General features: G+C 26.5%; 27 protein-coding genes and 1 pseudogene. 14 read left to right on the top strand and 14 right to left on the bottom strand.

All coding sequences use genetic code 11. From position 1 onward, the window contains the following. Nucleotides 1–49: 49 nt before the first annotated feature. Nucleotides 50–661 carry a class I SAM-dependent methyltransferase gene (locus B0175_RS06565; RefSeq protein ID WP_108527836.1) on the top strand — a complete coding sequence of 204 codons (612 nt, stop codon included), beginning with the start codon at nucleotides 50–52 and terminating at the stop codon, nucleotides 659–661. A 2-nt stretch (nucleotides 662–663) separates the two neighbouring features. Beyond that, nucleotides 664–1,455, top strand: a complete 792-nt coding sequence (locus tag B0175_RS06560) for a shikimate dehydrogenase (protein WP_108527835.1) — start codon at nucleotides 664–666, stop codon at nucleotides 1,453–1,455. Between the two features lie 11 nt (nucleotides 1,456–1,466). On the opposite strand, the gene dgt is transcribed toward B0175_RS06560, so the two are convergent. Then, complete coding sequence (gene dgt, locus B0175_RS06555) at nucleotides 1,467–2,912, bottom strand: dGTPase (RefSeq protein WP_108527834.1); 1,446 nt, start codon at nucleotides 2,910–2,912, stop codon at nucleotides 1,467–1,469. A gap of 133 nt (nucleotides 2,913–3,045) precedes the next feature. On the opposite strand from dgt, the gene B0175_RS06550 reads away from it, so the two are divergent. The 5 genes and pseudogenes from B0175_RS06550 (at nucleotide 3,046) to B0175_RS06530 (ending at nucleotide 9,439) form a co-directional block, all read left to right on the top strand. Beyond that, nucleotides 3,046–3,681 carry a UPF0323 family lipoprotein gene (locus B0175_RS06550; protein WP_108527833.1) on the top strand — a complete coding sequence of 212 codons (636 nt, stop codon included), beginning with the start codon at nucleotides 3,046–3,048 and terminating at the stop codon, nucleotides 3,679–3,681. A gap of 3 nt (nucleotides 3,682–3,684) precedes the next feature. Continuing rightward, entirely contained in the window at nucleotides 3,685–4,863 is a 1,179-nt protein-coding gene (locus tag B0175_RS06545; protein ID WP_108527832.1) for a glutathionylspermidine synthase family protein, read from the top strand. A gap of 15 nt (nucleotides 4,864–4,878) precedes the next feature. Further along, complete coding sequence (gene ligA, locus B0175_RS06540; protein WP_108527831.1) at nucleotides 4,879–6,828, top strand: NAD-dependent DNA ligase LigA; 1,950 nt, start codon at nucleotides 4,879–4,881, stop codon at nucleotides 6,826–6,828. A gap of 712 nt (nucleotides 6,829–7,540) precedes the next feature. After that, a pseudogene (locus tag B0175_RS06535) lies at nucleotides 7,541–8,884 on the top strand (methyl-accepting chemotaxis protein); the annotation flags it as partial. 78 nt (nucleotides 8,885–8,962) lie between these two features. Further along, the gene (locus B0175_RS06530; protein ID WP_108527829.1) at nucleotides 8,963–9,439 is read left to right on the top strand and encodes an acyl-CoA thioesterase; all 477 of its coding nucleotides are present in this window, start codon (nucleotides 8,963–8,965) and stop codon (nucleotides 9,437–9,439) included. A 54-nt stretch (nucleotides 9,440–9,493) separates the two neighbouring features. On the opposite strand, the gene B0175_RS06525 is transcribed toward B0175_RS06530, so the two are convergent. The 7 genes from B0175_RS06525 to B0175_RS06495 all read right to left on the bottom strand — a co-directional run bounded on the left by B0175_RS06525 (nucleotide 9,494) and on the right by B0175_RS06495 (nucleotide 16,287). After that, nucleotides 9,494–11,092 carry an ABC-F family ATP-binding cassette domain-containing protein gene (locus B0175_RS06525; protein WP_108527828.1) on the bottom strand — a complete coding sequence of 533 codons (1,599 nt, stop codon included), beginning with the start codon at nucleotides 11,090–11,092 and terminating at the stop codon, nucleotides 9,494–9,496. Between the two features lie 81 nt (nucleotides 11,093–11,173). After that, on the bottom strand, nucleotides 11,174–12,667 hold the full coding sequence (locus tag B0175_RS06520; protein ID WP_108527827.1) for a hypothetical protein: 1,494 nt from the start codon (nucleotides 12,665–12,667) through the stop codon (nucleotides 11,174–11,176). Between the two features lie 112 nt (nucleotides 12,668–12,779). Further along, complete coding sequence (locus tag B0175_RS06515) at nucleotides 12,780–13,415, bottom strand: NAD(P)H-dependent oxidoreductase (RefSeq protein ID WP_108527826.1); 636 nt, start codon at nucleotides 13,413–13,415, stop codon at nucleotides 12,780–12,782. 26 nt (nucleotides 13,416–13,441) lie between these two features. Next, a complete protein-coding gene (locus tag B0175_RS06510) occupies nucleotides 13,442–14,338 on the bottom strand; it encodes a DMT family transporter (protein ID WP_108527825.1) in 897 nt (298 codons plus the stop codon). Between the two features lie 17 nt (nucleotides 14,339–14,355). Further along, nucleotides 14,356–15,387 (bottom strand): NADH:flavin oxidoreductase/NADH oxidase, encoded by a 1,032-nt coding sequence (locus B0175_RS06505; protein ID WP_108527824.1) that lies wholly within the window; start codon nucleotides 15,385–15,387, stop codon nucleotides 14,356–14,358. Between the two features lie 12 nt (nucleotides 15,388–15,399). After that, nucleotides 15,400–15,696 (bottom strand): putative quinol monooxygenase, encoded by a 297-nt coding sequence (locus B0175_RS06500; protein WP_108527823.1) that lies wholly within the window; start codon nucleotides 15,694–15,696, stop codon nucleotides 15,400–15,402. Nucleotides 15,697–15,705: 9 nt separating this feature from the next. Continuing rightward, on the bottom strand, nucleotides 15,706–16,287 hold the full coding sequence (locus B0175_RS06495; RefSeq protein WP_108527822.1) for an NAD(P)H-dependent oxidoreductase: 582 nt from the start codon (nucleotides 16,285–16,287) through the stop codon (nucleotides 15,706–15,708). A gap of 131 nt (nucleotides 16,288–16,418) precedes the next feature. On the opposite strand from B0175_RS06495, the gene B0175_RS06490 reads away from it, so the two are divergent. The 3 genes from B0175_RS06490 (at nucleotide 16,419) to B0175_RS06480 (ending at nucleotide 18,521) form a co-directional block, all read left to right on the top strand. Next, nucleotides 16,419–16,790 (top strand): winged helix-turn-helix transcriptional regulator, encoded by a 372-nt coding sequence (locus tag B0175_RS06490; protein WP_046998213.1) that lies wholly within the window; start codon nucleotides 16,419–16,421, stop codon nucleotides 16,788–16,790. A gap of 3 nt (nucleotides 16,791–16,793) precedes the next feature. Further along, nucleotides 16,794–17,696, top strand: a complete 903-nt coding sequence (locus tag B0175_RS06485) for an AEC family transporter (protein WP_108527821.1) — start codon at nucleotides 16,794–16,796, stop codon at nucleotides 17,694–17,696. Nucleotides 17,697–17,780: 84 nt separating this feature from the next. After that, complete coding sequence (locus tag B0175_RS06480) at nucleotides 17,781–18,521, top strand: thioredoxin fold domain-containing protein (protein WP_108527820.1); 741 nt, start codon at nucleotides 17,781–17,783, stop codon at nucleotides 18,519–18,521. A gap of 16 nt (nucleotides 18,522–18,537) precedes the next feature. Here B0175_RS06480 and B0175_RS06475 read toward each other — a convergent pair whose 3' ends face one another. Further along, the gene (locus B0175_RS06475) at nucleotides 18,538–19,557 is read right to left on the bottom strand and encodes a YeiH family protein (protein WP_108527819.1); all 1,020 of its coding nucleotides are present in this window, start codon (nucleotides 19,555–19,557) and stop codon (nucleotides 18,538–18,540) included. A gap of 101 nt (nucleotides 19,558–19,658) precedes the next feature. Between B0175_RS06475 and B0175_RS06470 the strand changes: the two genes are divergently transcribed. Beyond that, a complete protein-coding gene (locus B0175_RS06470) occupies nucleotides 19,659–20,543 on the top strand; it encodes a LysR family transcriptional regulator (RefSeq protein WP_108527818.1) in 885 nt (294 codons plus the stop codon). Here the strand turns inward: B0175_RS06470 and B0175_RS06465 are convergent. Further along, the gene (locus B0175_RS06465) at nucleotides 20,531–21,055 is read right to left on the bottom strand and encodes a YbhB/YbcL family Raf kinase inhibitor-like protein (protein ID WP_108527817.1); all 525 of its coding nucleotides are present in this window, start codon (nucleotides 21,053–21,055) and stop codon (nucleotides 20,531–20,533) included. The genes B0175_RS06470 and B0175_RS06465 overlap by 13 nt on opposite strands. A 9-nt stretch (nucleotides 21,056–21,064) precedes the next feature. Then, nucleotides 21,065–21,877, bottom strand: a complete 813-nt coding sequence (locus B0175_RS06460; RefSeq protein WP_108527816.1) for an aldo/keto reductase family protein — start codon at nucleotides 21,875–21,877, stop codon at nucleotides 21,065–21,067. A gap of 336 nt (nucleotides 21,878–22,213) precedes the next feature. Between B0175_RS06460 and sugE the strand changes: the two genes are divergently transcribed. Next, on the top strand, nucleotides 22,214–22,531 hold the full coding sequence (gene sugE, locus B0175_RS06455) for a quaternary ammonium compound efflux SMR transporter SugE (RefSeq protein WP_108527815.1): 318 nt from the start codon (nucleotides 22,214–22,216) through the stop codon (nucleotides 22,529–22,531). Between the two features lie 37 nt (nucleotides 22,532–22,568). On the opposite strand, the gene B0175_RS06450 is transcribed toward sugE, so the two are convergent. Further along, complete coding sequence (locus B0175_RS06450; protein WP_323581840.1) at nucleotides 22,569–23,150, bottom strand: NAD(P)H-dependent oxidoreductase; 582 nt, start codon at nucleotides 23,148–23,150, stop codon at nucleotides 22,569–22,571. 75 nt (nucleotides 23,151–23,225) lie between these two features. Here B0175_RS06450 and B0175_RS06445 point away from each other — a divergent pair, with 75 nt between their 5' ends. Beyond that, complete coding sequence (locus tag B0175_RS06445) at nucleotides 23,226–23,567, top strand: winged helix-turn-helix transcriptional regulator (RefSeq protein ID WP_108527813.1); 342 nt, start codon at nucleotides 23,226–23,228, stop codon at nucleotides 23,565–23,567. Here the strand turns inward: B0175_RS06445 and B0175_RS06440 are convergent, their stop codons facing one another. Next, the gene (locus B0175_RS06440; RefSeq protein WP_108527812.1) at nucleotides 23,568–24,449 is read right to left on the bottom strand and encodes a DMT family transporter; all 882 of its coding nucleotides are present in this window, start codon (nucleotides 24,447–24,449) and stop codon (nucleotides 23,568–23,570) included. It lies immediately after the preceding gene. Nucleotides 24,450–24,557: 108 nt separating this feature from the next. Here B0175_RS06440 and B0175_RS06435 point away from each other — a divergent pair, with 108 nt between their 5' ends. Continuing rightward, nucleotides 24,558–25,151, top strand: a complete 594-nt coding sequence (locus B0175_RS06435) for a Crp/Fnr family transcriptional regulator (protein WP_108527811.1) — start codon at nucleotides 24,558–24,560, stop codon at nucleotides 25,149–25,151. Here B0175_RS06435 and B0175_RS06430 read toward each other — a convergent pair. Then, entirely contained in the window at nucleotides 25,148–25,768 is a 621-nt protein-coding gene (locus B0175_RS06430) for a hypothetical protein (RefSeq protein WP_108527810.1), read from the bottom strand. The two genes, B0175_RS06435 and B0175_RS06430, sit on opposite strands and share 4 nt — an antisense overlap. Nucleotides 25,769–25,781: the final 13 nt, after the last annotated feature.

The following is a 25,781-nucleotide window of genomic DNA, read 5'->3' as shown; positions in this document are numbered from 1 at the left end:
TAATTTTGATTTAGTTATAATTTATCCAAAAATTGTTTAAGGACTAACTTTGAGTAGATTTGATGAAAGAGCAAAAGATTGGGATAAAAAGCAAACAACTCTTGATAAAAGTGATGCTTGTATAAATCACTTAAAAGAAAAAATTGATTTTTCAAATATAAAAAATATTTTAGATTATGGTTGTGGAACAGGACTTATAGCTTTTAATTTAGTAGAAGAAAACAATGAAGTTTTAGGACTTGATAACTCTACTGGAATGATAGAGGAGTTTAATAAAAAAGTAAAAGAAAAAAATTTATCAAACATAAAAGCAAAAAAACACAATATTTTAGAAGAAAATTTACCAAAAAATAGTTTTGATTTGATAGTGATTTCTATGTCACTTCATCATATTGAAGATATTGATATGTTTTTAAAAAAAAGCTTTGAAGCTTTAAAAAATGGCGGATATATTTGTATAAATGATTTGGATAAAGAAGATGGCTCATTTCATGTAAAGCATAATAATGAAGGAGTTTATCACTTTGGATTTAGTGAAGATGAATTGTTGGAAACTGCTAAAAAGATTGGTTTTAGTGACTTTTCTTTTGATATAGTTTATATTTATAAAAGAGAAAATGGAAATTTTCCAATCTTTAATTTCATAGCAAAAAAGGCTTAAAAATGGAAAAATTTGTAATATTTGGAAACCCAGTAGTTCACTCAAAATCACCTCAGATGCAAAATGCAGGATTAAATCACATAAACTACAATGGAGTTTATGAAAAGCATCATTTAGAAGATGGAAGTAAAATAAAAGAGACTTTTTTAAAAAATGGTTACAGTGGTGCAAATATAACTGTACCACATAAAGAAGTTGCATTTATAAATGCGGATACAGTAAAAGGTTTAGCTCAAAAAATAAAAGCAGTAAATACTTATAAATTAGTAGATGGAAAAATAGAAGCATATAATACTGATGCTCCTGGTTTTTTAAAAGCAATTGAAAGTTTTGGTGAAGTAAAAAATGTACTTTTATTAGGGGCAGGAGGAACTGCAAAAGCTATTGCAATAGCTTTACAAGAAAAAAATATCAAAGTAACTGTTTTAAATAGAAGTGAAAATAACTTGAAATTTTTTATTGAAAATAATATACAAGCTTACACTTGGGCAGAGTTTGAACCTGAAATTTATGATTTAGTAGTAAACTCTACAAGTGCAGGACTAAAAGATGAACTTCTTCCTGCTCCAAAAGAACTTCTTGAACCAATACTAAAAAATGCTTCTTTTGCTTTTGATTGTATTTATGGGAAAATCACACCATTTTTAGCTTTAGCAAAACAAAATGGTTGCCAAATAAAAGATGGTGAAGATATGCTTTTATATCAAGGTGTTTTAGCGTTCGAATTATTTACGGGTCATAAATCCGACAATACGGTAATAGAAGCTATGAGAAAAGGTTTAAAAGGAGAATAAAAATTCTTCTTTTATTTCATCGCCAATAAAACCTTATACTCTTCAAGTGCAAAATCATCTGTCATACCGCTTATATAGTCTATTATTAGTCTTACTCTAAAGTAAAATTCTAAGATTTTATACTCTTGTAGATTTTGTTTATCTAATTTTTCAACATCATTTTTATAAGCAACTATTTGTTTTTTTGAGATTCTTTTTATCAATCTTCTTGAGATAAAACAATCTATTTTTTCATCTTTTAAAAGTTTTGAGAAATCAACTTCATCGAGTTCTAAAAGTGGTTTATATATTTCAAATAAAGAGTTTATTATCGTATAAGCTTGAAGTTCCAAAGTTTGAACTTCTGCATTTTGATAGATATATTTTGTAGAAATATCTTGTAAAATCTTCAAAGTTTTATAATATTCGCTTTGTTTATCAAACTCTAAAAGTGCATAATTAAAACTTCCTTCAAAAATTGCCTCATGATTTTGTACAAAAACTTTTGAAACATAATTTACAAAATTTGTAACCAAACCAACTCTTAAAAAAGTGAAAAACATATTAAATTGATATGGTTCTTCACTACTTTTTGCTTTTTCATACTGTTTTTCAATTATTCCTAAAAGAAACTCTTCTTTCTCTTTTTGGCACTCTTTTTTTATGATGTTATAAACTTCATCTAAAGATAAAATACCTTTTTCAACACTATCTTCCAAATCAGCAGTTAAATAAGAAATATCATCAGCTGCTTCCATAATATAAGTTATTGGAAATCTATGACCAGCTTCTATTTTTAAACTTTTTTGTATCTTTTCAACCAAATCTTTTTCACTAAAATAAAAACCTGGCTTTTTCTTCAAATATGATAGATTTTCTTCTTTTGAAGGTTTTTCTTCAAAAGCTCCTCTTGTATATTTTAAAACTGAAATTATTTGAAAATATGAAAGATTTAGTCTTTGAAGTTTTGTGATAATTCTTATTGCTTGTGCATTTCCATCATAGTTACAAATATCTTTTGAAATTAGTTCTTTTAAATTTCTCAATTCATTTGTAGATGCTTCAAACTTATCTAAAATAGGTAAAACATTCATTTTTAGCCATTTATTTATAGTCTCTTCTGCAAAATGTCCAAAAGGTGGATTTCCTATATCGTGAAGTAAACTAGTCATTTCAGAAGTTGAAATAAAAGCATTTTCAAACTCTTCTAATCCAAACTTTTCTAAACTCTCTTTTTTTAATTCAGCTAAAATAGTTCTAGCTATAAACCTTGCATTTTGCGAAACTTCCATAGAGTGTGTAAGTCGTGAACGAATAGAAGCATTTAACTCTAAAGCAAAAACTTGAGTTCTTTTTTGAAGTCTTCTAAAAGCAGATGAAGATAAAACTCTACCTCTATCACTTTCAACTGTTATTTCTATATCTTTTGAAGGGTAAAATTCTCTATCTAAAATAAATTTTTCTTTATAATCTATCATATCTTTTCCTTAAAAATTTAATTCTACTAAAAATTCGATTAATTCACTGTTTTATATATTTTAATTATTAATTTTATATAATAAAAGAGTTTCAAATATAAATAAATTTTAAAACTAAAATAAGGAATTAAAATTGAAGAAAAAAAATCATATTAAAAAAATATCAGACTATGCGATGGTTGGTGGTTTAGGTTCACTTTTAGTTGTAGGTTTAGTTGGTTGTGGAGACAACTCATCAAATAATCAACAACAAAATCAAAATAACTCAACATTTACAAATGCTAGCCAACAACAAGGAGCTTTCGTAGTTGTAGAACAAAGCGCAGATGGTCAATATAAAATTGCAGATGAATTTCCAGCATCAAAAACAACAATTGTATTAAGAACTCCAGATGGAAATGAAAGAATTTTATCTCAAGAAGAAATAGATAAATTAGTTAAAGAAGAAGAAGCAAAAATTGATGCAGGAACTTCACCACTTACAAATTCTGAAATGTCAAGCGGTGGAATGGGACTTGGTGGAGTTTTATTATCTTCAATTGCAGGAGCAATGATTGGTTCTTGGCTTGGTAATAAACTATTTAATAATCAAAATTTCCAAAATCAAAAAGCAGCACAATACAAATCTCCTCAAACATATAGCAAATCTCAAAGTTCGTTTAATAAACCTGCAGCTACAACAAATTCTAGTACAGGTGCTAAAAAAACTGGTTTCTTTGGTGGAAATACATCATCTAGTACTACAAATTCATCAAGTTTTGGAAGTTAAAATATGAAATTAGAAAAATTAAAACCGTTAACAGACGAATATTTAGAATCAATTGGCTTTATTTGGCACACAGATAAAGATAATAGTTCATATATAAGTGATGAAATAGTCGTAATAAATGAAGATGAAGCTAATGCTTTTTATGAAGCAACAAATGAACTTTACGATATGTTCGTAGAAGCTGGTCAATATGTAATCGATAATGATTTATTTCATGAATTAAATATTCCTTTTAATTTAGTAGAGATTATAAAAGAGTCTTGGGAAAATGAAGTTCATTGGCATTTATATTCAAGATTTGATTTAGCTGGTGGAATAGATGGTCATCCAATAAAATTGATAGAATTTAACGCAGATACACCAACTTCACTTTTTGAAACTGCAATTATTCAATGGGCAATTTTAAAAGCAAATGGCTTAGATGAAGCTAGTCAATTTAACAATTTATATGAAGCTTTAAAAGATAATTTCAAAAGAATTATTACACTAAATAGCGATATTGAAAAATTTGAAGAGTATTATTCAAATCTTGGTTGGAAAATTTTATTTTCATCAATATCGAGCTCAATTGAAGATATAAATACTACAAAACTTCTACAACATATTGCTAGTGAAGCTGGATTTAATACAGATTTTGAATATATTGAAAATGTACAATTTAGTGATGATGGTATTTTCAAAGATGATGAACTTTTTGAATTTTGGTTTAAACTTATTCCTTGGGAAGATATTGCAATACAAGAAAGTGAATTAGCTTTAATTTTAACAGAAATTATAAAAGAGAAAAAAGCAATTATTTTCAATCCAGCATATACTCTTATGTTCCAATCAAAAGCATTTATGAAAGTTTTATGGGATTTATATCCAAATCACCCTTTACTTTTAGAGACATCTTTTGAACCTTTAAAAGGTAAAAAACAAGTAGAAAAAAGAGCTTTTGGAAGAGAAGGAGCAAATACAAAAATCATAAATGCTGATGGTTCTATTGATACACAAACTTCAGGAGATTATGAAGGACATAAAGCTATTTATCAAGAGTATGTAGAGTTTCCAAAAGATGAAAAAGGTGATTGCTATCAAGCCGGAGTATTCTATGCTTATGAAGCTTGTGGTTTGGGATTTAGAAAAGGTGGAAAAATCTTAAACAATATGTCAAAGTTTGTAGGGCACATCATCAAATAAGTAGAAAGATAAAAAATGACTAAAGAAGAGTACGATTTAAATATAGAAAAATTAATATCTTGGGCTAATGCTTATTATGTTTTTGATAATCCAATAGCAACTGATGAAGAGTATGACAAATTAGCAAGACTTTGTTTAGCTTATGAGCAAGAAAATCCAAAACTTTCTCATCCAAATTCACCAAATAAAAGAGTTGGTGGAATTGTTTTAGATGGATTTATAAAAGCTTCTCATCTTAGTCGTATGTGGAGTCAAGAAGATGTTTTTAATACGCAAGAACTTGAAGATTGGATAAAAAGAGCTTCAAAAGTAAATACAAATCTAGAGTTTTTTTGTCAACCTAAGTTTGATGGAGCTTCTTTAAATCTTATTTATGAAAATGGTATTCTAAAACAAGCTATTACAAGAGGTGATGGAACTGTTGGTGAAGATGTAACAAACAATGCAAAAACAATTTTTTCTATTCCACTTGAAATAGAAGAAAAATCTTTAATAGAGATTCGTGGTGAAGTTGTAATAAAAAAAGCAGATTTTGAAAAAATCAACATTGAAAGAGCAAAAAATGGTGAACAACTTTTTGCAAATCCTAGAAATGCCGCAGCTGGAAGTTTAAGACAACTTGATTCAAATATAACTGCAAAAAGAAAGCTATTTTTCAATGTTTGGGGAATTGGTCAAAATTCATTAGAACATAAAAAATATTCACAAATTATGGAATATATATACTCTTTAGGATTTGAAAGACCTCAAATGCAAACATTAGCTTCAAATATAGAAGAAATAGAAAGTTTATACCACAAATTTATCTCTATAAGAAATGATTTTGAAATGATGCTTGATGGAATGGTTATAAAAATAGATGATATAGAAACACAAGAAGAACTTGGTTATACAGTAAAATTTCCAAGATGGTCATGTGCTTATAAATTTCCAGCAGTTGAAAAAACAACAAAACTAAAAGCAATAACTTTACAAGTTGGTCGAACAGGAATTATAACTCCAGTAGCAGAAGTAGAACCAACACTAATTGACGGTTCAACTGTTAGCCGTGCAACATTACATAACTTTGATGAAATCGAAAGATTAGATTTAAAAATAAATGATGAAGTAATTATTATAAAAAGTGGAGATATCATCCCAAAAATCACAAAAGTATTTTTTGAGCGAAGAAAAGGAGATGAAATAACTATATCTCGCCCTACTTCATGTCCTACTTGTAATAGTGAAGTTTTAGATGAAGGAACGATGATAAAATGTCAAAATCTTGATTGTCCATCAAGAGTTGTGAACTCAATAATCTATTTTGCTAGTAAAAATTGTATGAATATAGATGGTCTTGGAAATAAAATAGTTGAACAACTATTTAATGAAAAAAAGATTTATGATATTTTAGATATTTATTCTTTAAAATATGAAGATTTACAAGATTTAGAAGGTTTTAAAGAGAAAAAAATAAACAATCTTCTAAATGCGATAGAAAATACAAAAGGTAGTGAACTTCATAGAGTTATAAATGCTTTAGGAATAGAACATATAGGTGAAGTTGCTTCAAAACAAATATGTTTAGAATTTAGCTTAGATGTGATAAATAAAGATTATGATTCACTAATAGCACTTGATGGTTTTGGTGAACAAATGGCAAATTCATTTATTGAATTTATGAGAGTAAATAAAAATTTAGTTGAAAAACTAATCTCTATAATAAATCCAAAAGTTGAAATAAAAAAAGAAGTAAGTGAAAATCCATTTAAAAATAAAATTGTTGTAATAACAGGAACTATGAGTAAAAGTCGTGGTGAAATAAAATCTATGCTCGAAGATTTAGGTGCTAAAGTATCTTCTAGTGTTTCAAAAAAAACTGATTATGTAATTTTTGGAGAAGATGCTGGAAGTAAATATGATAAAGCTATTGAATTAGGAGTGAAACTCTTGACTGAAGAAGAGATGAATTTACTATTAATTTAAAAAAATAATTATTTTTAAAGCTTTTTTAAATTATTATTCAAATAAAAATTATGACAAGGTTCTCCTATGTTCATTATTAATAAAAAGGTATAAAATGTTACAAAGTTTTAACACAAGGAAAAAACTGCTTTTATTCCCTGCTCTATTTATTTTAATCATTATAGTATCAGGGTTCGTTTATGTATATTATAATAATCTGGCAAACCAAAGAAATCATGCTGCTATTGAAACAGAAAGATTTATTCAATATGTTGCAAAATCAAGAATATCTGTTTATCAATTTCTTAGAGTTTCAAATGAAGAAAATAGACAACATGTTTTAATGAATTTAAAATATTTAAAAGACAATGTTATTGAAACAAAAGCAGAATTTACAAGTCCTCATAATATAGAATTAGCTAATCAAATAATTTCTTTAATAGACAATTATGTAACTGGTTTTGAAAGTTTTGCTCAAGATAAGATTGTTGATTTTTCAAATAATATAACTATTGAAGGTGAAGAGATAAAAAAAGACATTGCTCAAATGGTTAAAGTGGGAGTTGATGTAGAAAGTAAAATTCAAGAAATAAATCAAAGTGCAATAGAATTAAGAGATGAAGCATATCAGACTTTAAATATTGACTTAATAATCTTAGTTGTATTTTCAACAATTATTTTTATAGCAATTTCATTAATTATTTCTAATTCTGTAATAAACTCTATAAATAGTTTTAAAGAAGGCTTACTAAGTTTCTTTTCATATTTAAATAGAGAATCAAATAGCGTAAATTTACTAGATGATAGTGCAAAAGACGAATTTGGACAAATGTCAAAACTTGTAAATGAAAATATTGTAAAAACACAAAAAGGTATTGAAGAAGATAGAAAACTAATAGATGAAACAATAGCTGTTTTAGGAGAGTTTGAACAAGGAAACTTATATCAAAGATTACATACAAAAGTTTCAAATCCAACTTTAAACCAGCTAAAAGATGTTTTAAATAATATGGCAAATATTTTAGAAAGTAATATAGAAAATGTATTAAAAGTATTAGAACAATATTCTAAATATAACTATCTAGATAAAATAGATCAAAAAGGTTTAAAAGAGCACTTATTGAAATTAGCAAGTGGAGTAAATAGCTTAGGTGATTCAATAACTGAAATGCTAATAGAAAATAAAACAAATGGATTGACTTTAGATAAAAGTTCAAACATTTTATTAGCAAATGTTGATAAATTGAACTTAAGTTCAAATGAAGCAGCAGCATCTTTAGAAGAGACAGCAGCTGCACTTGAAGAGATAACTTCAAATATAAGAAACAATACAGAAAGTATTGCAAAAATGGCAGATTTTTCAAAAAGTGTAACAGCATCAGCAAATCAAGGTGAAAAATTAGCAAATCAGACAAATGTATCAATGGATGAAATAAATGCACAAGTAACAGCAATCAATGAAGCAATTAGTGTAATTGATCAAATAGCATTTCAAACAAATATTCTTTCACTTAATGCTGCTGTTGAAGCTGCAACTGCAGGTGAAGCAGGAAAAGGATTTGCAGTTGTTGCAGCAGAAGTAAGAAATCTAGCAGCAAGAAGTGCAGAAGCAGCAAAAGAGATAAAAGAACTTGTAGAAAATGCTACAAATAAAGCAAATGATGGTAAATCAATAGCTTCAAATATGATAAATGGTTATAAAGAATTAAATCAAAACATTTCACAAACAATGAATTTAATAAGTGATATTCAAAATGCTTCAAAAGAACAATTACTAGGAATAGAACAAATAAATGATGCTGTAAATAGTTTAGATAGACAAACTCAACAAAATGCGATGATAGCAAGCCAAACACATGATATTGCAATAGTAACAGATGAAATATCAAAACTAATAGTAAGTGATGCAGATGAAAAAGAGTTTGCAGGTAAAGATAAAGTGAAAGCTAAAGATATAGAAAAAAAAGCTACAAAAAATATAACTCCTAAAGTAGAAATTAAAGTTGAAGAAACTACTCCTAAAAATACACCTATAAAATCTAAAGACTCTTCTAATGATGAATGGGAAAGCTTTTAAGCTTCCCTTATAATTTAATATATTTTATTATATACTTAATTTATAATATCAATATTAAATAAATAAGGTTTTTATTAAATGGCAAAAAATATAAAAAGAGAAAAATCTCTTACAATGACTATGTTGATGACACCTGATAAAGCAAATTTCTCTGGAAAATATGTACATGGTGGTGAAATACTAAAAATGCTTGATCACGTAGCATATGCTTGTGCAGCAAGATATTCAGGAACTTATGCTGTAACACTTTCTGTTGATATGGTTTTATTTAAAGATCCAATTAAAATTGGTTCACTTGTTACTTTCCATGCTTCTGTTAATTATACGGGAAGAACTTCAATGGAAATTGGAATCAAAGTAATTTCAGAAGATATAAAAGACTATACTATAAAAAATACTAATGTTTGTTATTTCACTATGGTTGCAGTTGATGAAGATGGAAAACCAATCCCTGTTCCAAAACTTGAACTTATAACAGAAGATGATAAAAGAAGATACAATGATGCTATTGCTAGAAAAGAGTTTAGAATGTCTTCAAAACATACAAAAAATTAAAAATTTTTATTTACAAAAAAAGGAAAAAAGATAAAACTTTTTTCCTTTTTTTTATTATGCAGTTTGACCTTTCGATTCAATGAACTCTTCATAAGTTCCTTTAAAATCTAAAATTGTCCCACCATCTTGAATTTCTATTATTCTATTTGCATAAGCATCTAATAACTCTCTATCGTGAGATACACAAACTACAGAACCCGCATAATCATTTAATCCCTCACCTAAAGCAATAATAGCTTCTAAGTCTAAGTGGTTTGTTGGTTCATCTAAAACTAAGAAATTTCCTTGCTCTAACATAATCTTAGAAAGCATCATTCTATGTTTTTCTCCCCCACTACAAGAATCAACTTTTTTCTCTTGCTCTTGACCATTAAATAACATTCTTCCTAAACAATTTCTAATCTCAGAAATATCAGCATCTCTATCAAAACCTCTTAACCAATCATATAAAGTCATATCACCTTTTATAATATCAGTTGCATTTTGTGGAAAATATGAGTTTTGAATAGTTGCTCCCCATAAAACTTCTCCACTATCAGCTTTTAGGTTTCCTTCTAAAATCTCACATAAAGTAGTTTTTCCAATACCATTTGTTCCAATAAGTGCTATTTTATCACCTTTTTCTACTGTAAAAGATACATCATTTAACACAATTTTTCCATCATATGATTTTGAAATATTTTTAACAGTTAATAACTCTTTTCCTACTTCTCTTTTTTGTCTAAAGATAATAGAAGGATCACGTCTACTTGATACTTGAATAGCAGCAATATCAAGTTTATCAAGTTGTTTTTGTCTTGATGTTGCTTGTTTTGCTTTTGAAGCATTTGCACTAAATCTTGCAATAAACTTTTCAAGTTCTTCTTTTTCTTTTAATTTTTTACTTACATCTGCTTGTTGTTGTTTTGCTATAACAGTTGAAGCTATATACCAATCATCATAATTTCCAGTAAACTCTCTAATTTGTTTAAAATCTACATCCAAAATATGTGTACAAACAGCATTTAAGAAGTGTCTATCATGAGAGATTACAACCATTGTACCTTCATGATGTTGAAGTTGATTTTCAAGCCATCCAATAGTCTCAATATCTAAGTTATTTGTTGGCTCATCTAAAAATAGTACATCAGGTTTTGGATATAAAACTTGTGCTAATAAAACTTTAAATTTATCTCCACCTGTTAATGTACTCATCAAATCTTGATGCATAGAAGAAGGGAAACCTAAATCTTCTAATATTTTTGTAATTTTTATATCATATTCATAAGTTGGATCTTCTTCACAACAAATAATCTCAAGTTCTGCAAGTCTATTATTTACTTCATCAGTAAATTCTGGACTCATATATAACTCTTCTTTTTCTTTTATTGCATCATATAATTTTTTATTTCCTAATAAAACTGTATCAAAAATCGTATAATTCTCATAAGCAAATTGGTTTTGAGATAAAACTCCAACTTTTTTACCATTTTGAATTTGTACTTCTCCTTCAGTTGCCTCTTCTTGACCTGAAAGAATTTTAAGGAATGTTGTCTTACCTGCACCATTTGCACCTATAAGACCATATCTTTTCCCTGTATCTAATTTTAGATTTATATCTTGAAATAAAACTCTTGCACCAAAAGCTTTTTTAAGATTAACTGTTTGAACCATAATTTAACTATCTCCATTATTTATTTTATTAAAATTTATTAGATTATATCTAAAAAAGTCTAGTTAAGACTTAACCCTATTTTATAGCTCTTTCTCAAAAGCCAATTTCATAATATCATCTTCACTTATATAATCACTTCCATCTTCATTTGGTGGATTTTTTATCCATAAAACTTTAGTTTTTAATTGATCTAATTGATATTTTGTAAGGTTTTTCAAAAGAGTATCTGTTATCATCTCTTTTGTTAAAGTATTTGCATTTAGCATTTTTTTAATTACTTTTTCTAAATTCTTTTTAGTTGATTCGAATGCTTTTTCTTCATCAGTTAAAGAAATATACTCTTCATCTAAATACTTCATTACAGCGTCACCTGGATACTTATACGTAGTAATACCTTTATAATTATATTTTTGACATTTTAGTCTTGGAATATAAACTCCTGTAAATACATATCCTTGTACTGTATTTATTCCTTCTAAAGTCCGTAAAGGATTGTGTGAGCAAATATAATCATCTTTTACAATAGTTGGTGAATTCTGTAAAGATGTTATATTATTATGAAGTATTACAAAACTTCCTTTAACCTCTTTTGGTCCACCTCTTAAAGAGTTTAACTCATTTTTATGAGCATGAAAACTTCCACCAACTTTTACAGGACTTCCCTCTAATGAAACTAATTCATTTTCACTAATATCAAAATCACCATCAACTATATTAAAATTTATTGGTAGCTTAGATAAGTTTGGCAATCTATTTGAAAGTTTAACATCTCCATGAACATCAACAGAATTGTCAGATAAAATTGTTGCATTTTTTATATCAAATTTTTCCAACCAGGCTTGAATGTCTTCACTATTTGTAAGAGCAACAATAGGTTTATAAATATGAGTAATTGCTTCTTGGCCTTTGTATCTATAAAATTGTCCTTCATCATCATATCTTGAAGGAATATTTAGTTTTATATCAGTTACTAAATCCCCACCAATTTCATCTGCAACACCTTCTAAATCACCTAATCTATTACCATTACAAATATAATCTTGTTTAACAGCAATTGGACCACCTGTTAATCTTTCAAGTAAATTATGAGAACAATCAAAATATGTATCTATATTTTTAGGTCCACCTTCTAATGAAACTAATTTATTGTCATTACATTTGAAATGACCTTTTACAGTTCTTGGGCTTGCTTTTATTGATGTTAATTCATTATATGAACAATTAAAACTTCCTTTAACTTCTTTTGGACCATAAGATAAATTCTTTAATTGATTATAAGAACAATCAAACTCTCCTACTTCAGTAGGACAATCAAATAAAGATGTTAATTTATTTTTTGAGCAGTTAAAATCTTTTACAACAGTTTTAGGACATCCTTCTAATGTTTCAAGATTATTATTACTTATATCGAAGTAACCGTCTATCCTATCAAATTTAAGAGGAAGTTTTTCACCATTTAATTTCTCAGATAAATTTACATTTCCCTGAACTGAAACATAAAAATCTTCTGAAATATGATAGTTATTAATTCCGTGTTCTCTTAGCCAATTTTCAATATCACTAACACTAAGCATTCTTTACCTTTTATATTGTGAAATATTGGCTATTCTACTATATTTTTACTTAGTTTATGGGATGAGTGCTTTTGGAAAGAAAGAAGAAAATAAAATTTTCTTCTTTTATTATTTATTTTATAAATTCAACTACTTCTTCAAAAGGTAGTCTCATTTGAGTAGATTGTGGATTTATTCTATATCCAAATGGTAAAACCATAGATAATTGAAATTTTTTAGTATCAAGTCCTAAAACTTCTTCAACTTTTGCTTTTTCAAATCCTTCTATTGGACAAGAATCAATTCCTTTAATAGCAGCTGCTGTCATCATATTTCCTGCAGCTATATAAGTTTGTCTTGCTGTCCAAGAATAAACATTTTCATCACTATCTAAAACTTTTGTAACTGTTAAGTGGTCTTTATATAATTTATTATAAAAATCTTTTTTCTCTTGTGGCATTTCACGTCTTGCAAATCTAGTTGCTGGAATTCCACTTTCTGGTTTAACGGCTTCAATTGCAGCTAAAATGATAACTAAGTGAGAGCAAGTTGTAATTTGAGGTTGATTCCAACAATGAGGTTTTAATTTTTCTTTTAAATCTTCATTTGTAATAACTAAAAATTTCCATCCCTCTTGACCAAAAGAACTTGGACTTTTTCTTCCAACTTCTAAAATAAATTTCATATCTTCATCACTGATTTTTTTAGCCTCATCAAAAATTTTACAAGCATGTCTAAAATCCATAGCTTCCATAAATGTTTTTTCCATAAATTCTCCTTTTTTAAATTAAAATTTTAAGCTTCTACAAGCTTTTTTTTATTTTTAGCATTAAACAACATAACTGCAACAAATGAAAACGAACACCCTAATATTGTAGATAAAGCAATATTCTCATTATAGACAAAATAACTAGAAATTATAGCACCAATAGGAACAATAAACATAAAAACACCAGTATTATGAGCTCCAATTTTTGAAGCTGAAATAAAAAATAGTGTCATTGCAAATGTTCCAGAAAATATTCCAATAAACAAAATATTTAACCAAAAAATATAATCAAAAGAAGTTATTGTAAAAGGATGATAAGGAATTGCAAAAATCATATTTATAAATGCTGTAATTCCAAAAACAACTAAAGTATAAAACATAGGATCTGCTTTTTTTGATGCTTTTTGTGAAAATATTGTAACCATTGCCCAAACAACTGCACAAGCTAAAAAATATGAACTATTTATATTTAAAAATGCTAAGCCTTCTGATGGAACTTTTAAAAGTATTAAAGCACCAAAAATTCCAATACTTAAAGCAACAACCTGTTTAGTTGAAACATTTATTTTAAAAAGTATAATTGAAAATATATATGTTAATATTGGAACAATTGAGGTAACCATAGTTCCACCATATCCAGCTTCACCGTGAGATAAACCTTTAAAAAATAGATAATTAAAAGCCGCACTAAAAATTCCAGCAAATATCATATAAATATAACCTTCTTTATCACTTTTTAAACTTGTTTTCATATATAAAACAACCGGAATAATTGTTAAAAATGAGATTGCATATCTCCAAAATGCTGCTATTTCTGGATTAGAATGACTTGTTGCAGCTTTTCCTGAAGTCCATGCAATTCCCCAAATTATCATCGCTATAAACATACCAATAAAATATTTGGTATTACTTTTTTGAATCATTTTTTCTTCTTTCTAAATTATCTATAAGCTCTTTGATATGAACTATCTATTTTTTCTTTTTCTTTAAACTCATTTGCAGCATTAAATACAAAATTTGAATTTCTAAGTAACTCTCTACCATATGCCACAAAATCACAAAATTTATTTTCAAGTAAATATTCACCCTCTTTTGGTGTTGTGATTAATCCAACTGCAATGACTGGAATATTTATATTTTCTTTTATTTTTTTTGCCCAAGAAGATTGATATAAAGGTTCAATTGTTGGTGCATTATCTGGATTTTCTATATTTCCTCCACTTGATACATGAATTGCATCAACACCTAACTTTTCTAACTCTTTTGATAAATAAATAGAATCTTCTATATTCCAACCATTCTTCATCCATTCATCTGCACTAATTCTAATAATCAAAGGCAAATCCAATTTTTGTTTAATCTCAGTGGCTATTTCTAAAACTAATCTACATCTATTTTCTAAAGTTCCACCATAAATATCTGTTCTATTATTTGTAATTGGTGATAAAAACTCACATAATAAATAACCATGAGCTGCATGAAGTTCAATAGCATCATAGTCTGCCTCTTTTGCTCTAAAAGCTGCATTTATAAATAATTCTTTTATATTTTTAATCTCTTCTATTGAAACTTCTTTTGGAATTTTAAATGGAGCTTCTTTTGAAAAAGCAATTGAACTTGGTGCTATTGGAGTTGAATCAATAACAGTTGATTTTCTTCCCGCATGAGCAATTTGAATTGCAGTTTTAGCACCAAAAGAGTGTATATCTTTATTTAATTGTTTATGTTTTTCTATCAAAGAATTATCCCAAAGACCTAAATCATTTGATGAGATTCTTCCTTTTGATTCAATTGCAGTTGCTTCAACTATTATAAATCCTACTCCACCTAAAGCTCTTGATACATAATGATAATGATGAAAATCTTTAAGTTCCCCACTATTATCACTTTTATACATACACATAGGAGGCATAACAACTCTATTTTTTAATTGAATCTTTCCTATGTTTCCACTTTTTAATAATAAGCTCATAAAAAATCCTTTTTAGATTTCTAGTTTTTCTAATTTATTGATTGTTAAACTATCTATTTTATTTTCAATTTTAGATACAAAGTTTTTAAAATGCTCTTTTGTTTCATGTAAAGATAAAAACTCTTGATTTTTCCAAGTCTCTATAAAAGAAAAACTAAAATCATCACTTAAATCTTTATGTAAATCGTATTGAATACAACCTTCATCAAATTCATGTGTAGCTTTATGCAGTTTCAAAAGTTCATTATAAACTTCATCTTTAAAACCTTTTTTCACTTTTATAGTTGCAACTATTACAATATTTTTCATATTTTTTTCCTATAAAAAATTCTCTTTTAAAACTGATTCAAATTTTTCTAACTCTTTATTTAAATCTAAATCTCCTTTGAAAATATCATGAACAGAGTAAGTTTTAAGTGGTTCTAATCCACAAAATTGGAAAGTTTTATGAGTTGCAATATGTGCTTCATCTAAAGATAAACCATCAAAAAAGCCTTTCTTATTATCAAATTCACTTGTTGGACAATTGTAAGTTACACTTAACATATATTTTTTACCTTTTAGTAATCCGCCAGTTCCATAAGTCTTACTTGCATCACTTCTACTTCTACCATCACTTTCATAGTGTCTTCCTTGAGTAAAAGTTTCATCAAAATATTTTTTAGCAATCCAAGGTACTCCCATCCAATAAACTGGATATTGAAATAAAACATAATCTGCCCATTCAAATTTTTGGCACTCTTCTTCTACTTCAAAACCTTTTTCAATATGAGTATATTTTACTTCAAAACCATTTTTAGAGAAAAATTCTTTAGCTTTTTCTATATAATGATTTGTTAATTCACCATTAGCTGGACCTTTATAATATTGATGACCATTTAAAATTAAAACTTTTTTCATAATTGCTCCTTTTATTTTTTAAATTATAAATATAATAAACTTAATTTACACTTACTTTACTTTAGGTAAGTAATAGAAATTTATACTCTTTATGATATAATTTTAACCTATAAATTTAAAGGATTTTAATTATGTATTATATCAATGAAAAAGAGTATAGATGCAGTGTAGCTGTAACTCTTGATATTTTTAATGATAGATGGAAATTAGCAATAATTTGGCATTTACTTGATGGTGAAAAAAGATTTAAAGAATTAAATGAAATAATCAGTGAAATAACTCAAAAAACATTAACTATAAAATTAAAAGAATTAGAAGAAAAAAATATTATTAATAGGGAATGTTTTGCTGAAGTTCCACCAAAAGTTGTATACAGTTTAACTCCATGTGGAGAAAAACTAAGAGCTGTTTTAGAAGAGATGCATAAATGGGGAATTGATTATGTACAAGAGTTTGGAAAAATAACTCCAGAAAATCCTTGTCAAAATAACTTTTGTGAGTAAAAAATGGAAAATTTTATCTTAATTATTTTAGCAATGTCTATTGGTTATACGATTAATAGACTAAATATATTTTCTAAAGATGCACCTCTTATTTTAAATCAATTTTTAATTTATATTTCTCTTCCTGCAATGATTTTATTACAAATACCCAAATTAGATATCTCAATAGAAGCAATTATTCCAATAATTATATCTTGGAGCGTTATGATATTAAGTGCTTTATTGATACTTTTTTTATCGAAAATATTTGATTTTACAAAAGAAGTGACTGGCTGTCTTATGCTTGTAACAGTTTTAGGAAATACTTCATTTATTGGTATTCCAATAATTACTTCTTATATCGGAGAAGAAGCTATTCCTTATATTTTAGTTTATGACCAATTAGGAAATTTTATTGCACTTGCAACATATGGGACTTTTATAGCTAGTTTCTATTCGAGTAATACAAAAGTTACTTTTAGATTAGTGACTTTTAAAGTTTTAACTTTTCCACCATTTATTGCTTTGATAGTTGGTCTATTATTAATTGGCACAGAATTTAATCAAGTTACAATAAAAGTTTTAAGTGCTTTTTCAAATACGATTGTTCCACTTGCTTTAGTTGCAGTTGGACTTCAACTTCAATTAAAACTATTAAAAGAAGAGATAAAACCTTTTAGTGTAGCTTTGATAATAAAACTTTTGATTGCTCCACTTATTGCAATTATTATTTGCCAAATATTTGGTTGGCATAATACTGCTTCAATAGTATCAATTATGGAAGCCGCAATGCCAACTATGATAACAGCAGGTGCAATAGCATCTATGGCAGGACTTGCACCAAAATTAAGTTCTGCAATAGTGGGATATGGAACAATTATTTCGTTATTTACAACTGGAATATTTTATTTTATTGCAAGTATCTAAATATTAGGTGAAAATTCAAAAATTTTCACCTATAACTTAATATAAAAAAGATACAATACGCAAAAATTTTCATCAGGAAAACTTATGTTTAATTTAACAAAAAAAACAGTTATGATTTTATTATTTATTGGAACAGTTTTAATTGCTGATAATAAAGAATTACCTAAAAATGAGATTTCTAAAATAGAACAATTAGAAATATTTAAAAAAGCAAATATAAAAATTTTAAAAGCCTATGATGCGGGAAGTTTATATATTTTGAGTATCAAAGTTCAAGGAAGCAATGATGAAATTTATCTAACAAAAGATAAAAAATATATTATTTCTGGTGCAGTTGTAAATGTATCAAATCAAATGCAACTTTCAGCTCCTGTTGATTTATCAACTACAAAAGATAAAGAAGGATTTGTATATGGAACAGGAAAAGATGAATATGTTTTATTTACAGATCCAGAATGCCCATTTTGTAAAAAATTTGAGTCATATCTACCACAAATTAAAGATAAAGTTAAAATCAGAGTATTTTTTTATCCTTTAGAATTTCATGAAAATGCACATGATTTATCATTATATATTTTAAGTCAAAAAACAACTTCTCAAAAAATCGATGCTTTATATGAATTTAATATTGGTGATAATTTAGATAAAGTAAAAAATGCAAAATATTCAAAATCTGAACTTGCAAAACTTGAAAAACAGTTAAATGAACAAATGAATATTGCGACTAATTTAAATATTCAAGGAACTCCTGCACTATTTGATAAAAATGGAAATAGTATAATTTGGGTTAATATGCTAGAAAAATATGGAATAGAAGTAAGATAAGTATAAAATACTTATCTTACAAAAAGAATTTAACTAAAAAATACCCTCCAACCATTAACCAAATAAATAAAATCAAAGATAAATAAAGTGGTTTTATTCCTGTATTTTTAAACTTATCATAACTTGTTTCCATTCCTAAAGCAGTCATTGCCATAGTTAAAGCAAAACTATCTAAAAAATTTATATTTCTTATTACATTTTCTTCCAATAGTTCAAAAGAATTAAAACCAACTACAAATATAAAAAATATTGCAAACCAAGGAATCACTATTTTTGATTTCTCTTTTTTTGTATGAAAATTTGTTTTAATTAACCATAATGATAAAAGAATCAAAAATGGAACTAAAAAAATAACCCTAATCATTTTTTCAATAATTGCATTTTTTGATACAACTTCACCCAAAGCATTTCCAGCTGCAACAACATGAGCTGCTTCATGAAGTGTTGCTCCTATATAAACTCCCATTTGTGAACTTGTAAAAAGAAATACGCCTAACTTATCTAAAAATGGATACAAAAACATTCCAATTGTTCCAAAAATCACTACAAAAGATACAGCAACTGCACTTTTATAAGCTTCATTTTTTAATACACTTTGAGTTGCCATAATCGCTGCTGCTCCACAAATAGAACTTCCAGCACTACATAAAATAGCTAACTCTTTATCCATCTTTAAAACTTTTGTTCCAATAAAATATCCAAAAATAAAAGTAAAAAAAACTACACAAAAAGCTATTAAGATTCCATTTATTCCTACTTCTTGAAGATTTTGAAAAGTAAGTCTAAATCCATATAAAATAATTCCAAATCTTAAAATATGTTTTGTAGAAAAAGTTATTCCATTTTGCCAAGGATTTGGGAATTTGTTTTTTAAAGTATTTGCATACAAAATTCCAAGAATAATCCCTATAATAAGTGGACTAATTCCTAACTTTTCAAAAAAATCAATTTCTGACATAATTGTTGCAATTAATGCAAATACTCCTACAAACAAAACACCATATAAAGTATTTATAATACTATTATTAGTTTTCATAATATATTTCCTTAGTTTTTTGGAAGTATAACTCTAATTCTTTAATTTGTAAAATATATTATTTTTAATATAATAATTAATATTTTTAATAAGGAAAAGATATGACTTTAAAAGAGTTAAGTTTTTTTTATAAATTATGTGAAAATCCACAAGTTACACAAGTTGCAAGCGAACTAAATATTAGTCAATCAGCTATCTCTTTAGCAATAAAATCACTTGAAAATAGTCTAAATGAACAACTTTTTGATAGAATCGGCAAAAAACTAATACTAAATGAAAAAGGAAAATATTTTAAAGAAAAAACTCTTCCTCATTATCAAGCACTTATTGATGCAACAACAATTTTTCAAGAAAATAAACTAGCTGGAAATATAAAAATAGCTGCAAGTAAAACTATTTCAAACTATATAATGCCAAATATTTATTATGATTTTTTATTAAAATATAAAGACGTAAAATTAGATATTTTAACTATAAATTCAAGCAAAATTATAGATAAAATTCTTAAAAGTGAACTTGATATTGGTCTTATTGAAGCAGATGTTCAAAATAGCAATTTAATAAAAGAAAAGCTAGGAGATGATGAATTAATAATTGTTACAAGTGATAAAAACTATAAAAAAGAAGCTTTTATCGATACAATTGAAAAAAAATGGATTTTAAGAGAAATTGGAAGTGGAACTAGAAAAATATTTATAGATAAAATTGGTGATATTGCAAAAGAGTTAGATATTTTTATGGAATTACAAAACTGCAAAGAAATAAAAACTATTGTTTTAAATAATCCTGAAACTGTAACTGCTATTTCAAAAGTGATTGTACAAAAAGAGTTAGATGAAAAAAAACTTTTTCAAATAAAACTTAAAAATTTAGAATTAAAAAGAGAATTCTACTTGATTTATCACAAAGAAAAATCAAAAAATCTACTTTTTAAAACTTTTATTGAGTTCATAAAAAGTAGATTTAATAAAAATTATCTATTGTAATATGATATTATTGAAGCTTTTGCAATTGAGTGAGAATTTAACATAAAACCAACTAAAGCTGGACTTGATTTTTCATCTAACTCTAATTTATCCACATCTAAAGCATAAACTGTAAATTTATATTCATGAGATTTATCCCCAACTGGAGGACAAGCTCCACCAAAACCACTTACACCATAATCAGTAATACTTTGAACAATATCTTTAGATGGTTTATTTCCAAATCCTTCTTCAAGTTTTGTTATATTTGCTGGAATATTAAATACAACCCAATGCCACCATCCAGAACCTGTTGGTGCATCTTTGTCATAAACTGTAACTGCAAAAGATTTTGTTCCTTTTGGAGCACCTTCCCAAGAAAGTTCTGGTGAGATATTTTCTCCACTGCATCCAAAACCTTTAAAAACTTGTTTAGTTGATAATTGCCCTTTTAATGTATCACTTTTCAAAGTGAAATTATCTGCTAATAAAAAACTAGCACACAAACCTAAACTTAATAATACTTTTTTCATTTTCTTTCCTTATAATAAATTTAAAATAGAGTTTATCTCATCATTTGTAAGTTCAAACTCGCTAATCTTTAAATCTTCAATCATATGTTTTGTTGATGTTGTTCCATTTAGAGGTGTAATATTTATATGATTTAAAAATCTATAAAATATCTCAGCAACACCTCGTTGATATTTTTGTGATAAAGTTTGTAAAATCGCACTTGTTAAAATATGTGGATTTGCAGTTAAAGACCAAAAACTTTCATATTTTATACTATTTTCATGGCAAAAAGCTCTTATTTCTTTGTCATATCTACTTTGAGCATAAAATCGATTTTGCACGATTGATGGTTTTATTTTTGCATTGTTATAAATATAAATTAAAATATCTAAATCATAACAATTACTAATTCCTAATTGCCCTACTTCACCATCATCAACAAACTCTTCCATTTTTTGCCAAACTTTTTGAAGTTTACTTCCAGGATAAACAGGTGAATGTAAAATATAAGCATCAATAAAATTTGTTTTTAGATTTTTTTTAGAAGTTTCAAAAGATTTTTCCACTTGAATTTCTATTTCATCGCTCTCTAAATATGGCATATTATTTTTATCTTGCCCATCAATTGGAGTAAATTTTGTTTGAATAAATAAATCTTCTCTTTTTACAATTTGCTCATCATAAGCTTTTTGTAAACCTAATCCTACTAAATCTTCTCTATAATGTCTTGGTTGACAAGCTGTATCAACTGCTTTGAATCCTTGTTTTAAAGCTTCAAAAACTAAATTTGTAGTATTTTCTTTTTTCCAAGCTGTTCCATAAATCATATTTGGTATTTTCATATTATTTTCTCACTTCTGTTTTAAAAAATCATTGTAGCAAATGTTGTTCCCATTAAACTAAATTTTTATACTATTTATAAAACAACATTTATATTATTCATATTTTTAAGATCTATTATATTAATTTGTCCAACTACATAAACTGCCATATGTAAACCGCCTTTTAAATTTAATGAAATAATAAACTTACTTTTAAAATAATAATCATTTACGAATACTCACCCTATTTTAATATCATTTTATAAAAAATAGTATAAAATTTATACAAGAAAGCAGGGACGACCTTGCCACTTCACTTCACAGAGGACGGCCTCAAATTATCAAAAAAGGAATTTTATGAGTTGGGTCACTCTTGTCATTGCAGGAATTTTTGAAATTTTTTGGGCAGTAGGTCTTAAATATACAGATGGTTTTTCAAAATTAATCCCAAGTTTATTTACAATAATTGCAATGCTAGTTAGTATTTGGTTATTAAGTCTTTCTTTGAAAACTCTTCCTTTAGGAACTGCTTATGCTGTTTGGGTAGGAATAGGAACAGTAGGAACAGTAATTGCTGGAATAATGTTATTTGGTGATTCTATAAATATAATTAGAATAATTAGTATTTTATTTATCATCTTAGGTATTATTGGTCTTAAATTTACAACTGCTTAGGATTTTTTTGTAAAAGAGGTAATCTTACCTCTTTTTATTATAACTCTTTTAAATATTCAACATAATTTTTTGCAGATTCTTCAAGTTTTTCATCACTTATTACAAAAGTTTCATAAGTTACAAAAGGTTTTGCATAATTCATTTTTGTATAATTCGCTGTTGCTTCAAATGAATTTAAAAACTCTTCAACCGTAAATTTATTGCTTCCATTTTTATTATATTGCGCTATTCCACTTCCTACACTTGTTGCTATTGCTAAAGTTTTGTTTTCTAATTTATAGTGTTCACCAAAAGCAAAATTATATTCTAAAACTACATCTAACCACTCTTTTAAAAGTGCTGGTGAACTTAACCAATACATTGGAAATTGAAAAATTATTACATCATTTTCTAATAGTAATTGTTGTTCTTCTTTTGCATCAATTTTAAAATCTGGATATTTTGCATATAAATTATTGATTGTTATAAAATCTTCTTTTTGTGCAACTTCACTTAAAACTTTATTTACTCTTGATTCATCCATATTTGGGTGAACTAAATTTATTAAAACTCTTTTTTTAGTTTGTGCCATTTTTTGTCCTTTTAAAATAATTATTGAAATAATACATATTTTTGACATATTTGTCAATATTAGACTTTATTGTCATAATTGATTTTTTTAAGATTATTTGATACACTTCAAAAAAGGAAAATAATGATAAGTCTAAATGGAAAAGTTTATGAATGTCCAAGTAAAATCCCTATGGATTTAGTTGATGACAAATGGAAATTTTTAATTCTATGGAGTCTCTCGTTTAAAGCTCTTAGAATTAGTGAATTATCTGAAAAAATAAGTGATATTTCACAAAGAACTCTAAGTAGAAAGTTAAAAGCTTTAGAAGAAGTTTCATTGGTAAAAAGAGTAGTTTTTGCAGAAGTTCCCCCAAGAGTTGAATACTCTTTAACAATACATGGAGAAAGACTGCTTGAAGTCTTTAATATCATGAGTAAATGGGGAGAACAATATGCAAAAGAGATGGATGCTATAATAGAATAGCTACTCTTTTTTTAATAAAATTAAAGTTGCTAATGAAGAGATAAAAATTCCCAATAACATCCAAAAATTTATACTTTTTAACTCAAATAAAAAAAGTAAAATAGCAATTGTTCCTGGATTTAAATATACATAAGCCATTACTTTTTTTGAACCTAAAATAATCGTACCTTTCTGATATAAATATGAAGTAATTAAAGTAGCAAAAATAGTTAAATATCCCAAATATAAAAACTCTTTACTACTTATTTTTTGCCAATTTAAAGGTACATCAAATAAGACTAAAGCTAAAGTCATCCAAATTATTCCACCAACTAAAGTCATAAAAACTAATACTACTAATTCATCATCTTGTTTATGAAAATATTTCGTACTTATTGAATATAAAGCCATACAAAAAGTTGAAAAAATAAATATTACATCTCCTTTATTTAATGATAAAGATAAAAATAACTCTAAATTTCCTTTAAAAATCACCATACAAGTTCCAATTATTCCAATTAAATAAATCAAATATTGATTAAAAGATATTTTTTGTTTAAATACAAATATTGAAAAAAGCGCAGTTAGAAGTGGAACTAAAGTGAATATTGTTCCTGTATTTAAAGCTGTTGTAAACTCTAATGCTTTAAACATTCCTATAAAATAAATAGAGTAAAAAAAGCTTATAATCATGGCTCTTTTAAAAGTTGAGATAATTTTTTCTCTATATTTTTGATTTAAAAATACAATTGGAGCTAAAAGCAGTGAAGCTATAATAAATCTAAGAAGTGTTATAGAAATTGGATCTATTATTCCTGATAATTTTTGTGATATTATAAATGAACCCCCAACTAAAAAAGTGGCTAATAGTATTATAAAATGTGCATTTAAATCTTTTGACATAATTCTCCTTTGAAAATGAAAGAATATTAAAATAAATTTTTTTAGTCATTTACATAGGTTGATTTTTTAGAGATTTTTTTATATTCTTTGCAAAAAATAAGTAGAATAATGAAAATAAACAATGATGAAATATTTGAATCTTTAAATAAAACGATGAACTCGTACTTTCCCATTTCAAAAACTACTTGGGAAGAGTTTGAAAAAATATGTATAATTAAAACTATCAAAAAGAATGAGTATGCTTTTGATATGTATGACAAAGTAAATGCTATAAGTTTTGTATATAGTGGACTTTTTAGAACTTTTATTATAAATGAAAAAGGTGAAGAATATACAAAAAACTTCTTTTGGGAAACAAGATTTTATGGTCCAATGGTTGCTTTACTTACAAACACTCCTATAACTTCTATTGTTCAAGCTTTGGAAGATTCGATTGTTGTTGATATACAACATGATAAATATAGAGAGATTTTAGCTAAATATGATGATTTGAAGATGTATCATATTTTGTATTTAGAAAAGCATTGGATTATGCAAAAAGATGACAATGGATACTCTTTGGTTTTAGAAGATGCAAAACAAAGATATGAAAGATTTAAAAAAGAGTTTGGACATATCTTATCAAGACTTTCTCAATATCATATCGCTTCATATTTAGGTATTTCACCAACTCATCTAAGTAGAATAAAAAAAGAGTCTTAAGGCTCTATTCCCATTCTTAAAAATCCTGTAAATCCTGAATTATCAGATGTAAGTTTATTTGAAACTTGTTTTTTCATCTCATTTAAAACTTTTTTGTATGCATTATAAAATTCAAAAGTTGGTTTTGGTTTATAAACTAAATTTTCTATTTCCAAATATTTCAATACATTTTTTGTAGTTGTTGGTTTGATAAAAAACTCTTTAGTTGGTGAAAAATAGTAAGGAATAAGTGTAATTATCGACCATTTTGCTAGATTTTTTTGAGTTAAAATATCAACTATATCCTCAAATCCATCTTTAAAATTACCATAAAGAAGTTCATCTAATGCAATACAAAACATATCTTTTTCATAAATACTCATTGATTTTATAGCATCTCTTACTTTTGGTTTTTCAAATAGTGAAATAAGAGGAGATTTTGAGATAATTTTTGAAAAATTATCACAAATAATCTCTGGTTGTGAAAAGTTCTCTTTTTTGAAAAGTTCTTTTGTTTCTTCATGAAATTTTGATGACTTAAATCTTTTGATTATTGGTAAAAGCTTATCATCTTCAAAACCATTTGGATAGTATTCAAAAAAACTCTCTTCTAACTCTTTTAGTTTTTTTATATTCATTATCTCAATCTCC

This window comes from Arcobacter lacus (assembly GCF_003063295.1).
Classification (GTDB): Bacteria; Campylobacterota; Campylobacteria; order Campylobacterales; family Arcobacteraceae; genus Aliarcobacter; species Aliarcobacter lacus.
Note: the sequence above shows the minus strand (reverse complement) of the source record. Positions and strands in the feature narration are given on the sequence as shown.